Origin of the sequence: Dietzia cercidiphylli (genome assembly GCF_039531545.1) — a bacterium.
Classification (GTDB): domain Bacteria; phylum Actinomycetota; class Actinomycetes; order Mycobacteriales; family Mycobacteriaceae; genus Dietzia; species Dietzia natronolimnaea.
The window spans coordinates 639962-654340 of record NZ_BAAAQG010000003.1; the positions used below are offsets into that span (position 1 = coordinate 639962).

Consider the following 14379-nt stretch of genomic DNA (forward strand, 5'->3'; position numbering starts at 1 on the left):
ACTTGTCGTAGTCCTCTGGCAACCTGAGGAGGGCTGACGGCCACGTGCAACTATGTTCGCACAAATGTTCGATATGATGTTAAAATACGGACATCATATATAGAGGCAGTTCATAGAACCAGGAGAGGTGGAAATGTCACCGAAGACAAAAGAGGCGCAGCGAGCCGAGCTACACAAGACAATCTGGCGTATTGCCAATGATCTTCGCGGAAGTGTCGACGGATGGGACTTCAAGACCTATGTGCTCGGCATGTTATTTTACCGGTTCATATCCGAGAATCTCACTGCTTACTTGAACAATCTAGAGCATGAAGCCGGAGATACAGACTTCGATTACTCGAAGCTCGACGATGAAAATGCTGAGTTTGGTCGCAAAGATACGGTCGACGAGAAGGGCTTCTATATACTGCCGTCTGAGCTTTTTCAAAACGTCCGTGAGCGTGCTGCGCGAGACGCCAACCTGAATGAGACACTTGAGCGAGTCTTCAAGAACATCGAAGGTTCGGCTGTCGGCTCTGATAGCGAGGACGACCTCAAGGGTTTGTTCGACGACCTCGACGTAAACAGCTCCAAGCTAGGGAACACCGTCGCCAAGCGGAACGGGAAGCTGGTCAAGTTGCTCGACGCCATCGGGGACCTCCCACTCGGCAACTTCGAGGACAACTCGATCGACCTTTTCGGCGATGCCTACGAGTACCTCATGCAGATGTACGCCTCCCAGGCCGGCAAATCGGGTGGCGAGTACTACACGCCGCAGGAAGTCTCCGAAGTGCTCGCGAAGATCACCGTGGCGGGCAAGAAGCGGGTCAACCGGGTGTATGACCCAGCCGCCGGCTCCGGATCGCTCCTGCTCAAGTTCGCCAAAGTGCTGGGCAAAGAGAACGTCGGAGGCTTCTACGGCCAGGAGATTAACCTGACGACCTATAACCTCGCCCGTATCAATATGTTCCTGCATGACGTGAACTACGAGAAGTTCGACATCGCCCACGGTGACACGCTCACCGATCCTGCGCACTGGGATGACGAGCCGTTCGAAGCGATCGTTTCCAATCCGCCCTACTCAATTAAGTGGGAGGGCGACGCCAACCCGCTGCTGATCAATGACGAACGATTCGCCCCTGCGGGCGTACTTGCGCCGAAGTCTAAGGCTGACTTGGCTTTCACCATGCACATCCTGTCGTGGTTGGCAGTCAATGGGACCGCGGCGATCGTTGAGTTCCCAGGTGTGCTCTACCGTGGTGGTGCGGAAGCGAAGATCCGAAAGTACCTGATCGACAATAACTACGTCGACGCGGTGATTCAGTTGCCGACAGATCTGTTCTTCGGTACCACGATCGCCACCTGCATCATCGTGCTCAAGAAGTCCAAGTCGGACAATAGTGTAATTTTCGTCGATGCATCAGCAGAGTTCAAGCGCATAGGCAACAAGAATAAGCTTCTTCCGGAGAACCAGGATCGCATCCTTGACACCCTGGTGGCTCGCGTAGATGCCGACCATGTCTCGAAGCTCGTGGCGAACGAAGATATTGCAGCCCACGATTACAACATCGCGGTGTCCAGCTACGTCGAGCAAGAAGATCTCCGTGAGATCGTCGACATCACGGAACTGAACGCCGAGATCGCTCGGATCGTCGTCCGGCAGCAGCAGCTCCGCACCTCGATCGATGAGATCGTGGCCGACCTCGAAGGAGCCACTAAGTGAAAGCAGTCGACACAAACTTGCTGAAGCTGCTGAAGAAAAGTGATCGGTTCGTCGTGCCGATCTATCAGCGTGTCTACTCATGGGGTGATGCGGAGTGCGAACAGCTGTGGCAAGACATCATCCGCGCCGGTAAACGTGAGAAGCTGAACAGCCATTTCACCGGCTCGATCGTCTACATCGAGCGAGACCAAGGGTCCAACACTTCGCGCGAACCCGATCTCATCATCGACGGACAACAACGTGTAACCACGGTGACACTTGTATTGGCGGCGCTCGCCGCCAAGTTGGAAACCATGCCGGTGGAGGCACAGGAACCCGAGCCGGGCTTCGCTCCACAGAAGATTCGGGGGCTGTACTTACGGAATGAGTATGAATCTGGCGACGACTACTTCAAGCTGACCCTGTCTCAACGCGACAGAGACGCCTTGAAGGCAGTTGTCCGAAGTGCTCCGATGCCTAAGACAACCTCACGGGTGGCGGACAATTACGCATACTTTGTCGCCCGACTCAATGATCCCGAGCTCGACCTGACCCACGTCTGCAAGGGGCTCGACAAACTCGTAGTGGTCGATGTGAAGCTCACCCGCGGCATGGATGACCCGCAGTTGGTGTTCGAGTCGATGAATGCCACCGGAAAGAAGCTTTCCCAAGCTGACCTCATCCGCAACTTCGTGTTGATGGATTTGCCGCCAGCGCAACAGGAGCAACTCTACGAAGACTACTGGTTCCCGATGGAGCGCCTGTTCCAGGGCAACGACGAGAAGCGGTTTGACGAGTTCGTCCGTCACTATCTGACCGTCAAGACGAACTCAATCCCGCGCCTCATCGAGATCTACGAGGCTTTCAAGACGTACGCATTTGAGCAGGAATCCGCAGGTTCCAGCAGGGACGATCTTGTTATCGACCTCAGCCGCCACGCGACATGGTTCGCCAACATGGCACTTGGAAAGGAACCTGAAAAGAATCTGGTGCGCAGGTTCGCCGAAGTCGACCAGCTCGCCACCGTCACGTACCCGTTCCAACTGCGCCTCTACGCTGACTACGCAGCCGGGGTCCTCAGTGGCGAAGACTTTGCCGCAATCCTCGACGCGGTGATCTCGTACCTGTTCCGCCGGGTGATATGTCGCATCCCTACCAACAGTCTCAACAAGACCTTCGCGACTCTGTCAGCCGCGATCGACGAGGACAACTATGTCGTAAGCGTCTGCGCTCGCCTACTGACGCTGCCGAACTATCGTCGATTCCCGACCGACGAAGAGTTCGAGGAGGCGCTGAAGAGCACTGACATGTACAACGTGAAGCGTCGCAGCTACTTCTTCCGAAAGATGGAGAATTACGGCCGAAAGGAAGAGGTGTCGATCGCCGAGTACACGATCGAACACATCATGCCGCAGAACGCCAATCCCACATGGCAGGAAGCGCTGGGGGTCAATTGGGAGGTCGACCACGACCGATACCTCCACACCCTCGGCAATCTTACCTTGACCGGCTACAACCCGGAATACTCCGACCGCCCGTTCGAAGACAAGCGAGATATGGAAGGCGGCTTCAAGCACAGCCCGCTCCGGCTTAATCAAGGACTTGCGCAGCTTGACGCCTGGAACGCGGTCGAGATCGGAAAGCGCGCCAATACACTCGCAGCACAAGCCGTCGCGATCTGGGCCCGACCCAAGTTCGACGAAGCTGTCCTTGTGGGATACAAGGAGAGTTTCAGCGATCAGAAGCGGTTCGACTGGTCGCAGGCGCACGCTATCCTTGACGCCCTGCCTGCTGGGCGATGGACGAGCTACAACAACCTCGCCGAGGCCGTGGGAACAGGGCCCGTCGCGATGGCTGGTCATCTCAGCCGGAGCGCAGACTGCGCCAACGCTTACCGTGTTCTGAGGTGGGACGGGAGGGTGGCTGACGAGTTTCGCTGGCACGACCCCGAGGATCAGCGCGACCCGATTGATGTCTTGCGCGCTGACGGGATCAATATCACCGATGGTCACGCAGATGCCGAACAGCAGCTCGCGGTTGAAGACCTTCTCGCACTGGTCGGGGAGGACGAACTGTGAGTCGTATCGATGATTTGATTGCTGAGCTAGCACCTGAGGGGGTTCAGTTTAGGCCGCTTGGTGATTTGGGTGAGTTCATTCGGGGCAATGGTCTTCAGAAAAAAGATCTGACCGACGAGGGGTTTCCCGCTGTCCACTACGGCCAAATCCATACCCACTATGGTGTTTGGGCCACATCTACAAAGTCGTACACCCCGAGCGACATGGCGTCAAAGTTGCGGCAGGCCATGCCTGGGGACTTGCTGATCGCTACTACGAGTGAAGACGACGAAGCAGTTGCAAAAGCAACGGCATGGCTAGGTGACACAAATGTTGTTTTGAGTGGTGACGCGTATATCTACCGACACAGGCTCGATCCGCGCTATGTGTCATATTTTTTCCGAACGGAACAGTTTCAGTCTCAGAAGCGGCCGTTCGTCTCCGGTACAAAAGTTCGCCGCGTGTCCGGCGCGGCGCTTGCTAAGATTCGTATTCCCGTTCCGCATATCGAGGTCCAGCGGGAAATTGTGCGAATACTAAATCAGTTTACTCAGCTGGAAGCAGAGCTGGAAGCAGAGTTGGAAGCGCGCCGCCGTCAATATGAACACTATCGTTACGAGCTGCTTAGTGGTAAAAATTCTGCCGACGGCGACGTGCTTCGTCTTGGCGACATTTTTGAGATGCGTGCCGGAGTGCATATTAAGGCCGCTGAAATATCTGACGTACCTACCGACGAGAAGCCATTCCCGTGCTACGGCGGCAACGGACTTCGTGGCTACGTGGGCTCGTATAATTATCATGAAAAAGTCGTACTAATCGGTCGTCAGGGTGCGCTTTGCGGGAATGTGCATCGAGCTGAGGGTAAGAGTTACGCAACCGAACACGCGGTTGTTGTCACTCCGAAGGTCCCCGTCGACATGTCATGGGCGTTCCATAAACTCACCGAGATGGATTTAAACCAGTACAAGACCAAGTCTGCTCAGCCAGGACTCGCGGTGGGGCGCGTCAAACAGGTTGAGACGCAGCTCGTGCCGATAGAGGATCAGCGTCGTGATGGTTTGGTCCTCAATAGACTTGATACTCTCGTTAACGACCTGAGTTTCGGCCTACCTGCTGAACTCGCGGCGCGTCGCACGCAATACGAGTATTACCGTGACAAGCTGCTGACTTTCGAGGAGGCCAGTGCATGAGCGAAACGAATTTACGCAAGTACGACCCGATCGCCGTCTCGGCGGAGAGTACTGTTGTCGCCGAGTATGTGCCGGATCGGGCGTCGGAGGCTGCATACCAGTCCGAGGCTGCGCTGGAACGCGAGCTGGTCAAGCTGCTGGAATCGCAGGCGTACGAATACCTCGCAGTCACCTCTGAAGCGCAACTGGTGAACAACCTCCGGGCGCAACTGGAGGCATTGAATCACATCACGTTCTCGGATCCAGAATGGACTGACTTCTTCGAAAATAAGATCGCCGGAAAGAATGACGGCATCGCCGAAAAGACTGTGCGCATCCAGGAGGATCACGTGCAGATCCTCAAGCGTGATGATGGTTCGACGAAGAACATCACATTGCTGGACAAGCAGAACATCCATAACAACCGGCTGCAGGTCATCAACCAGTACGAGGTGGACCGCGCGGGTCCTTCTGAGGGGGAGAGTGCGGGCGGGCGCTACGCTAACCGCTACGACGTGACTGTCCTCGTAAACGGGCTGCCGATGGTTCACATTGAGCTCAAGCGGCGGGGCGTCGATATCCGCGAGGCGTTCAACCAGATCAATCGCTATCAGCGCGATAGCTTCTGGGCGGGCTCTGGGCTATTCGAGTACGTGCAGTTGTTCGTCATCAGCAACGGCACGCTGACGAAGTACTACTCAAACACGACTCGCAGTCAGCACCTCAAAGAGGGTCAGAAGCCGGGCAAGGGTCGCAAGACCTCAAATTCGTTCGAGTTCACGTCGTGGTGGGCTGATGCACGGAACAAGCCGATCCAAGACCTGACGTCGTTTGCCAAGACCTTCTTCGCCAAGCACACGCTACTTAACATCCTGACCCGCTACTGCGTGCTGACCGCCGATCGGTTGCTGCTGGTAATGCGCCCGTACCAGATCGTCGCGACGGAGCGAATCTTGCAGCGCATCGACATTGCCACGAACTACAAGCAACTCGGCACAATCGCGGCCGGCGGCTACGTTTGGCACACCACGGGGTCGGGCAAGACGCTGACATCGTTCAAGACCGCACAACTCGCCTCGAAACTGCCGAGCGTGGAGAAGGTGCTATTCGTCGTTGACCGAAAGGACCTCGACTACCAGACGATGCGCGAGTACGACCGCTTCTCGAAGGGTGCGGCGAACTCCAACACCTCAACGGCGGTGTTGAAGAAGCAGCTCGAAGACCCGACTGCTCGCATCATCATCACGACGATCCAGAAGCTCTCGACCTTCATCAAGGCCAATAAGAATCACGCCATTACCAATGAGCACGTCGTGATCATTTTCGACGAGTGCCATCGTTCGCAGTTTGGTGACATGCATACCGACATCACCAAGGCGTTCAGGCGCTACAACCTGTTCGGTTTCACTGGCACGCCGATCTTCGCCGAAAACAGCGGCAGTGGCGGTAACCCGCAGTTAAAGACCACCGAGCAGGCATTCGGCGAAAAGTTACACACCTACACGATCGTCGACGCGATCACTGACAAGAACGTGTTGCCGTTCCGGATCGACTATATCAACACCATCAAGGTCGGCAATCCTGACGACAAGCAGGTCACGGCGATCGACCGAGAGCAGGCGCTCCTCGATGACCGCCGCATCGGCGAGATCGTCAAGTACACCCTGGAGCACTTCGACCAGAAGACGAAGCGCTCATCCAGCTACGAGCACTCTGTGGTGACCAACGTGCCGCAGGCGACGCGCACCCGCCGTCAAGCCGAAGCCCTGCGCGAACGAAAGCGAGTGCGCGGTTTCAACGCCATCTTCGCTACTGCCTCGATCGAGGCAGCACGGATCTACTACAACGTGCTGAAGCGGGAGCAGGAGAAGCTGCCCGCTGACAAGCGCCTCAAGATCGGGATGATCTACTCGTACGGTGCCAACGAAGCTGTCGACGACGGGATCATCGATGACGAAGGCTTCGAAACTGTCGATCTCCCGACCGATGCCCGCTCTGCCCTCGAAGACGCGATCATCGACTACAACGAGATGTTCGGCACCAGCTACGACACCAGCGCAGACAAGTTCCAGAACTACTACAAGGACCTGTCTCAGCGGCTGAAGAACCGCGAACTGGACCTGGTGATCGTGGTCAACATGTTCCTCACCGGGTTCGACGCAACCACGTTGAACACCCTGTTTGTGGATAAGAACCTGCGCGCGCACGGCCTAATCCAGGCCTACTCCCGCACCAACCGCATCCTGAACTCGGTAAAGACCTACGGCAACATCGTGGCCTTCCGCGACCTCGAAGACGCCACCAACAAGGCGCTTGAGCTATTCGGCAACAAAGATGCTCGCGGTGTAGTGATCCTCAAGCCATACGGCGAGTACTACGGTCAGTACGCCGAAAAGGTGAACGAGATGCTGTTGGCTTTCCCGCTTGGACAACCGATCGTCGGTGAGGCTGCCCAGAAGGAGTTCATCGCACTGTTCGGTCAGGTTCTTCGGCTAGAGAACATCCTCACCTCGTTTGACGACTTCGCCGGCAACGAGATCCTCAGCGAGCGCCAGGGGCAGGACTACCGCAGTGTCTACCTCGACCTCTATGCCGAGTTCCGTAAAGACAAGGACAGCGACAAGGAACTCATTAACGATGACGTGGTCTTCGAAGTCGAGCTGATCAAACAGGTTGAAATTAACGTCGACTACATTCTAATGCTCGTCGCCAAGTTTCGCGAGGAGCACGGCGGCGATGGTGAAGACAAAGAGATCCGCGCTGAGATCTCTCGCGCAGTCGACGCCAGCCCCACCTTGCGTAACAAGAAGGACCTCATTGAAGACTTCGTCGACTCGGTATCCGTCGACGGTGCCATTGACGATGAGTGGCAAGCGTTCATTGCCGCTAGGCGCGAAGCTGAATTGGCCAAGATCATCGAAGAAGAGAATCTTCGTGGCGACAATGCCCGGGACTTCGTCGAGGCGTCGTTCCGTGACGGTTCTCTGCGCACCACTGGTACCGCAATCACCAAGGTGCTACCGCCGGCTTCTCGTTTCGCGAGCGCAGGCGGACATAGCGAGAAGAAACAGCGCGTGATTCGGAAGCTGGTTACCTTCTTCGAGCGGTTCTTCGGGCTCAGCCAGGGGGTCGATTAAGACTATGAGGACTCAATTGAATCGCATTGAACTTCAAGACGATGGTACGCATTACTACCGCGCAGACTTTCAGGTCCACACGCCGCGCGATGCAAACTGGGATGGTCCGCGCCCGAGGACGGAAGACGAGCGTGTCGCATGGGCCAAGAGCTTCCTGGCGGCGGCACGCGAGAATCAACTGAATGCCGTGGCAATCTCTGATCATCACGACTTCGCGATGTATCCCTACGTCCGCCAAGCGGCGCTTGACGAAGTGGACAACGAGGGCACACCCATTCTCGACAAGGAGCGCCTTGTTGTCTTCCCCGCACTCGAACTGACTCTCCAGGTTCCCTGCCAGGCCATCCTTATTCTAGACGCAGATTTCCCACTTGATCGACTGGACGACGTACTGAAAGCGCTTCACCACGAGCCGTTCAATGCAGCAGCCCGATCTTTGCCTACAACCACAGTTCTTCCGAAATCCGACAGTATTCCGAACGTATGCGCTCAACTCGACCTAAAGCCGTGGCTCAAGGGGCGATACATACTGTTGCCGAACGTCACGCCAAGCGGACACAAGTCGCTAATTCGCGATTCCTTCCAGGATAAGTACAAGGATGCGCTCACGGTATGCGTAGCTGGCTACCTCGATGGCTCAGTTGCCATCTTAGAGAAGAAGCCCGGTAAGGCAACGATTCTCGAGGGACGTGATGGTAATTGGGGTGACCGCCCGATTGCACTGTTTCAGACGTCCGACTCGCGCAAATCCGACTTCGCTGAACTAGGCAGCGCTGCAACCTGGGTAAAGTGGTCACGTCCGACTGCCGAGGCTCTCCGACAAGCGAGCCTCGCTCGTGAGTCTCGAATCTCGCATGCTGAACCCGCGGTTCCGAACGTATGGATTTCGCGAGTCGTCGTGTCCCACAGCAAGTTTATGGGGCGCCTCGATTCCCGGCTGAACCCGCAGTACACCGCGATCATTGGCGGACGAGGAACCGGGAAGTCCTCTGTGCTCGACTATATGCGATGGGCGCTTGGCGACCAGGTTGCGAATACCGGGGAGGAAGACGAGCTCGTAGACCCGCGTGCACGGCAACGTCGGCTCATCAACGCGACGTTGGTTCCATACGACGCGGTGGTCGAGGTCTATCTCGTGATCAACGGTGTACCACACGTCGTTCGAAGACATGCTAAGTCCGGCGAATTCGAGCTCCAGGTCGGCGATGAGGACTTTGCGACTGTTCACGAGACGATTGTGCAGCGCTTACTGCCGGTTCAGGCATATAGCCAGAAGCAGCTGTCGAGTGTCGCAATCCGCGTCGATGAACTCACCCGCTTTCTCGAGACACCAATCTTGCGGCAGCTTGAAGATATTGATCGTCGCCATGTAGAGACTCAAGGGCGTCTGCGAGAGAACTACGGCACCTTGCAACGGCACCGCAGCGTGACGCGGGAAATGGAGCAATCGAGGGCGCGCATCAAGTCTCTGACTGGACAAGCTCAGGCGTTGCGGGATGGCCTCACAGGCCTGAGCGAAGCCGATCGCATGTTGCTCGATCACAAGGCGGGACATGATCAGGCAGCAACCGCTGTGGCGGCGTGGCGTCAGCAACTCGCAGCACTCGAAGTGGAAACGGAGGCGCTAAGATCGGCATACCGGAGGGCTGCCAATCTGGTCAGCGTGCATGAAGATGCGCCCGAAGAACTTAAGGCGGATTTGGGTATTGCTGTGACGGCAATCCACAAGGCGCTTCAGCAAGCTGAGATCGCGCTTGGAACGATCGGCGATAGCCTGTCGGTTGCCGTGGCGCCATCTGGTTCGATCGACGCGAGCCTTGGTGCAGTGGACCGTCGTTTGACCTCGTTTAACGAACGGTACGGCGCGGTGAAGGAGCGATCAACCGCACACGAGACCAAACTACGTCAGCTCGCTGAGCTTGAATACCAGATAAACGAGGCAACTGATCTCCTCGGAAAGCAGGAGCTCGAATGCGGGCGGCTGGGAGATCCTGCTGGCGAACACGACCGCTTTCGCGAGAAGCTTCGAGAACTAAACAGCGAGCGTTCGCAAGCACTTCAGACGCAATGCGTGGCGCTGTCTGCGGCCTCAGACCAACTGATCCGTGCTTCCCTCGAAGTTGGACACAACTTTGCTGAGGTTCAGTCGAAGTTTAGGGGGCTCGTTACTGGATCTGGATTGCGTGGCAACAAGATTGAGAACCTTTTCGACATGCTCAAAACTGATAAGGATCCTGCCACTACGTGGGAGGCGATTTTGGCTGAGTTGGAGCTTGTCATGTTGTTAGAGCCGGACGGCGAACTCACCTCAGAGCTGGCTCCAACGCTCAGTCGGCTTGGATTCACAGTGACGGATCTACAGCGCATCAAACCGAAGATAACTCCCGAGGCTTGGCTCGACCTGTCGCTTACGCCGCTCGTGGATCAGCCGGTCTTCGAATACCAGAGCAAACCCGGAACTTATATTCCGTTCAGCTCTGCTTCGGCAGGTCAGCAGGCCACGGCACTTCTGACGACCCTTCTTACACAGGATGGAATGCCGCTGCTAATCGACCAGCCCGAAGAAGACCTGGATAGCGAGACCGTGCAGCACATCGTCGCGAAAATTTGGGAGGCCAAGGGCCGTCGGCAGCTCATCCTCGCAAGTCACAACGCTAATCTGGTTGTGAACGGCGATGCCGACCTCGTTCTCGTATGTGGCTACACCACCGCTGGTGACCAGTCGGCAGGCACCATCAAGTCCAGCGGTGCGATTGACCAACCTGAGATACGGGACGCGATCACAACCGTGATGGAGGGTGGCGAAAAGGCATTCCGCCTCCGTAAGGAGAAGTATGGGTTCTAGCAACTAGTATCGTGCTCCGTGTGGCCGCACCACGGCATCGGAGTCTTTGAGGATATTCAGGACAGTTGTCCGTCCGATTCCGACTTCCTCAGCGACCCTCCGACTCGTCATACCTTCTTCGTAGAGCTGGACTACGTCGCGCCGCATCTGCTCGGTAATCCGCGATCGGAGACGTCGGTGTCCCGATTGCGCCTGATCAGGCCGTCGATTAGCGATCCTTGGGGTGTTGGCCTTGGCGCCAGCGAGGACTACCACGTACCAGGCCCGGTTCCCGAGAGGGAGCCGGGCCTGCGTGCTTTCCGCGACCCTGGCCCGATCGACCAACGGACAGAGGCAGGCGGTGGGATCAATAAGACCTGAGTTCCACAAGTTGACGTCGTTCCCGGCCGCTTCGTTAGCCCTGGTGATTCACGGGGATCTGCGGATCGCTGGGCGAAAATAGACCGAAGTGCTTCCTGAACAGGGGAAACTGGGACTTGTCTAAGGTTCCATGTCCCCCCACAGAAAGCACTCGGTAGGTGAAGCGTACTTCGTGGTCGTCCGGTCTGTCCGTCACTGCTGATGGTGTCGGGGTGATTTCCCACGCCGGGGCCATCGCTCCACGTCTTCTGGCGGACCGAGTCGGGCTTACCGACGAACTGTCCGGGGCCATGGCTCGCCGGCGGTTCATTCCGGTCCACGACCGCGGTCGGGTGTTGATTGACGTCGCGGTGATGCTCACCGATGGCGGCGAGAGCATCTCCGATATCGGCGTCCTGCGCCACCAATCCGAGGCCCTGGGCCCGGTGGCCTCAGCACCGACGGTGTGGCGCACCCTCGATGAGGTCACCGCCGGCAAGCGCAAGAAAATCCAAGTGGCGCGGGCCCGTACCCGGCGCCACGTGTGGTCCCTGATGCCCGGCGGAGTGCCCGCATCCAAGTGCGCCGGGCGTGATCTGGGATCGACAATCGTGCTTGATGTGGACGCCACCATCGTGGTCACCCACAGCGAAAAGGAACACGCGGCGCCGACGTACAAGCGCACCTTCGGCTACCACCCGATCGGCGTGTGGTGCGACAACACAGAAGAGTTCCTCGCCGCGAGCCTGCGGCCGGGCAACGCCGGGTCCAACACCGCCGCCGACCACATCGAGGTCCTGGGCCAGGCGATCGCCCAGGTCCCCGCCGCTCACCGGCGTGACCTGCTGATCCGCTCCGACGGGGCCGGCGCCTCCCATGACCTGATCGACTGGATCACCGAGCAGAACAGCGTCCGTGGTCGGCGGGTGGAGTACTCGGTGGGCTTCTCGATCACAGCGCCGATTCGCCGGGCCATAGCGACCTGCCCCGAAGCCGCGTGGGGACCAGCGTTGAACCCGTCCGGTGATATCCGCGACGGGGCCGAGGTCGCCGAACTGACCGGATTCCTCACCCCGCGGATGCTCGCCAAGTGGCCAGACGGGATGCGGGTCATCGTCCGCCGCGAACGGCCCCACCCCGGCGCCCAGTTGTCGATGTTCGAGGAGATCGACGGGTGGCGCTACCAGGCATTTGTCACCAACACCGCCACCGGCCAGCTCCAATTCCTCGAGGCCAGGCATCGGGCTCACGCCCGAGTCGAGGACCGGATCCGCCACGCCAAAGACACCGGACTCGGCCGTCTCCCCTCACGCGAGTTCGCCCTCAACCAAGCCTGGCTGGTGACGGTGATGATCGCCGCTGACCTCGTGGCCTGGACTCGGATGCTTGCCTTCACCGGCGACGCCGCAGTCCTGGCCTTGTGCGAGCCCAAAGCGCTGCGCTACCGCTTCCTCCACGCCGCGGCCCGACTGGCCCGCAGCGGCCGACGACGAAGAGTGAAAATCCCCGAAACGTGGCCCTGGGCGGTCGCTATCGTCGCCGTGTTCAGCACGATCGCCGCGATCCCCAAACCCGCCTGACCTCACCTGCCCGCCCACGACAGCACCACCCGGAGACCCGCCACCGGCAGCGCCAGCCGGCGCTCCCGCACGCCCATGGACGCAATCGCACCCACCGTCACCCGGCAGAAGCCGTCCTCACACTCCATGAATCAGCGGGGTTAGGATCGTTGCAGGTCACGAGTTTTAACATGCCGCGCGCGGGTCACTAATTGAGCGGAACTTGGAGGTGGTGGGTCTGTACGTGGTGCAATCCAAGACCGCCTCCGGGGCCATCGGCGTGCAGATCTGGGAGAAGATCCGTGGCCGGCGCCAGATGGTTGCGCATATTGGCTCCGCCCACACGCCCGGCGAGCTCGCGGCATTGATCGAGGTCGCCAAGCAACGAATCCATGCTGACCAGCACGAACTCGAGCTTGGACTAGAGGACCGGGCATCTGCGGTGATCGATCTGCCCGCCAGCTCGGCTGCCGTGGCCAAACGGTCGTCGTCACGAATTTTGTGGCAAGGCCTGGCGGGCAGCTACGAGCGTCTCGGCTTTGACGTGGTGGCCGACTCGGTGTTCCGTGACCTGGTACTGGCCCGTCTGGTCGATCCGACGAGCAAACTCGATTCGGTACGGGTGCTCAGGGGACTGGGCTTGGATCCGCCGCACGTCAACACGCTCTATAACTGTCTGGGTCGGGTGGTTGCCCGCGACTACCGCACCCTCATCGCTACCGCTTGCTGGCGCCACGTCACGGCCGCCGGCGGCCCCGGCGTCGCCCTGATCTTGTATGACCTGACCACGTTGTACTTCGAGGCCGAGAAAGAAGACGGCCTACGCAAAGTCGGCATGAGCAAGGAACGCCGAGTGGATCCGCAGATCACTGTCGGACTGTTGGTAGCCCGTGACGGATTCCCGCTGGACGTGCACGTTTTCGAGGGCAACAAGGCAGAGACCAAGACCTTGATCCCAGTGATCACCGCCTTCCAGGAGCGGCACGCAATCACGGACATGGTCGTCGTGGCTGATGCGGGGATGCTCTCGGCGGCCAACCTGAACGCCCTCGAAGACGCAGGTCTGTCGTTCATCGTCGGCTCCCGCACCTCCAAAGTGGCAGATAGGGCCAGATGGTACTTACGGTCCGGCGATTCGGTACCGCGATTCTGACGACTTGGTACTCCTCGGGGCAGCCGGGGTGGTCTGCTCAAGGTAGGCGGCGCGACTGCGCCGTCTGTTCCTATTTGAGGAGGCTGCATGGCCGACTACAAAGCCATCATGACGTTGGCGCTTGCCGGGCATAGCTACAGCGAAATCGTCGCCGCCGTCGGGTGCTCGCGACGGGAGATCGCGGCGGTGAAGAAAACGATCACCGCCTACGGCATCACTGCCGGCCAAGCGGCGTCGATGAATCCGGCCGAGATCGCCGGGATGTTCCCCGACGGGCGCAAACGCGTCTCGGAGGACTACATCAAGCCCGATTTTGATCGGGTGCTGGCGTCGATGAAGTTCAATCGGCACTTCACCATCCAGCAGGCCTGGTGAGTATTTGGAGGCTTGGGGGCCACCGGATATTGCCTCTGGGGGCCAGCAGTATTGCCGTTGGGGG

At 58.4% G+C, this 14379-nt stretch carries 9 protein-coding genes and 1 pseudogene; 8 read left to right on the forward strand and 2 right to left on the reverse strand.

The window, feature by feature from the left end; translation table 11 throughout:
* The first annotated feature begins 133 nt into the window (after positions 1–133).
* The 5 genes from ABD250_RS04810 to ABD250_RS04830 are packed head-to-tail and all read left to right on the forward strand — an operon-like array spanning position 134 to position 10889.
* Complete coding sequence (locus tag ABD250_RS04810; RefSeq protein ID WP_182657857.1) at positions 134–1702, forward strand: type I restriction-modification system subunit M; 1569 nt, start codon at positions 134–136, stop codon at positions 1700–1702.
* Positions 1699–3759 (forward strand): GmrSD restriction endonuclease domain-containing protein, encoded by a 2061-nt coding sequence (locus ABD250_RS04815; RefSeq protein ID WP_182657856.1) that lies wholly within the window; start codon positions 1699–1701, stop codon positions 3757–3759. The genes ABD250_RS04810 and ABD250_RS04815 overlap by 4 nt, the downstream gene beginning before the upstream one ends.
* The gene (locus ABD250_RS04820; RefSeq protein WP_182657855.1) at positions 3756–4928 is read left to right on the forward strand and encodes a restriction endonuclease subunit S; all 1173 of its coding nucleotides are present in this window, start codon (positions 3756–3758) and stop codon (positions 4926–4928) included. The genes ABD250_RS04815 and ABD250_RS04820 overlap by 4 nt, the downstream gene beginning before the upstream one ends.
* Positions 4925–8044, forward strand: coding sequence for a type I restriction endonuclease subunit R (locus ABD250_RS04825; protein ID WP_182657854.1), 3120 nt, complete (start codon positions 4925–4927; stop codon positions 8042–8044). The genes ABD250_RS04820 and ABD250_RS04825 overlap by 4 nt, the downstream gene beginning before the upstream one ends.
* Before the next feature lie 16 nt (positions 8045–8060).
* Positions 8061–10889, forward strand: coding sequence for a TrlF family AAA-like ATPase (locus tag ABD250_RS04830; protein ID WP_182657853.1), 2829 nt, complete (start codon positions 8061–8063; stop codon positions 10887–10889).
* A gap of 3 nt (positions 10890–10892) precedes the next feature.
* Here ABD250_RS04830 and ABD250_RS18065 read toward each other — a convergent pair whose 3' ends face one another.
* A complete protein-coding gene (locus tag ABD250_RS18065) occupies positions 10893–11036 on the reverse strand; it encodes a helix-turn-helix domain-containing protein (protein WP_182657852.1) in 144 nt (47 codons plus the stop codon).
* A 371-nt stretch (positions 11037–11407) separates the two neighbouring features.
* Here ABD250_RS18065 and ABD250_RS04835 point away from each other — a divergent pair, with 371 nt between their 5' ends.
* On the forward strand, positions 11408–12808 hold the full coding sequence (locus ABD250_RS04835) for an IS1380 family transposase (protein WP_344390919.1): 1401 nt from the start codon (positions 11408–11410) through the stop codon (positions 12806–12808).
* A 2-nt stretch (positions 12809–12810) separates the two neighbouring features.
* On the opposite strand, the gene ABD250_RS04840 is transcribed toward ABD250_RS04835, so the two are convergent.
* Positions 12811–12936 carry a hypothetical protein gene (locus ABD250_RS04840; protein ID WP_277817612.1) on the reverse strand — a complete coding sequence of 42 codons (126 nt, stop codon included), beginning with the start codon at positions 12934–12936 and terminating at the stop codon, positions 12811–12813.
* Between the two features lie 83 nt (positions 12937–13019).
* Here ABD250_RS04840 and ABD250_RS04845 point away from each other — a divergent pair.
* Positions 13020–13883 (forward strand): annotated as a pseudogene (locus ABD250_RS04845) (IS1634 family transposase); the annotation flags it as partial.
* A gap of 144 nt (positions 13884–14027) precedes the next feature.
* Positions 14028–14315 carry a hypothetical protein gene (locus tag ABD250_RS04850; RefSeq protein WP_344390923.1) on the forward strand — a complete coding sequence of 96 codons (288 nt, stop codon included), beginning with the start codon at positions 14028–14030 and terminating at the stop codon, positions 14313–14315.
* Positions 14316–14379 lie beyond the last annotated feature (64 nt).

Bases quoted from the DNA above. Each gene is read 5' to 3' on its own strand.
- ABD250_RS04810 (WP_182657857.1), top strand. From the start codon at position 134: ATGTCACCGAAGACAAAAGAGGCGCAGCGAGCCGAGCTACACAAGACA.
- ABD250_RS04825 (WP_182657854.1), top strand. From the start codon at position 4,925: ATGAGCGAAACGAATTTACGCAAGTACGACCCGATCGCCGTCTCGGCG.
- ABD250_RS18065 (WP_182657852.1), bottom strand. From the start codon at position 11,036: ATGCGGCGCGACGTAGTCCAGCTCTACGAAGAAGGTATGACGAGTCGG.
- ABD250_RS04840 (WP_277817612.1), bottom strand. From the start codon at position 12,936: ATGGAGTGTGAGGACGGCTTCTGCCGGGTGACGGTGGGTGCGATTGCG.
- ABD250_RS04850 (WP_344390923.1), top strand. From the start codon at position 14,028: ATGGCCGACTACAAAGCCATCATGACGTTGGCGCTTGCCGGGCATAGC.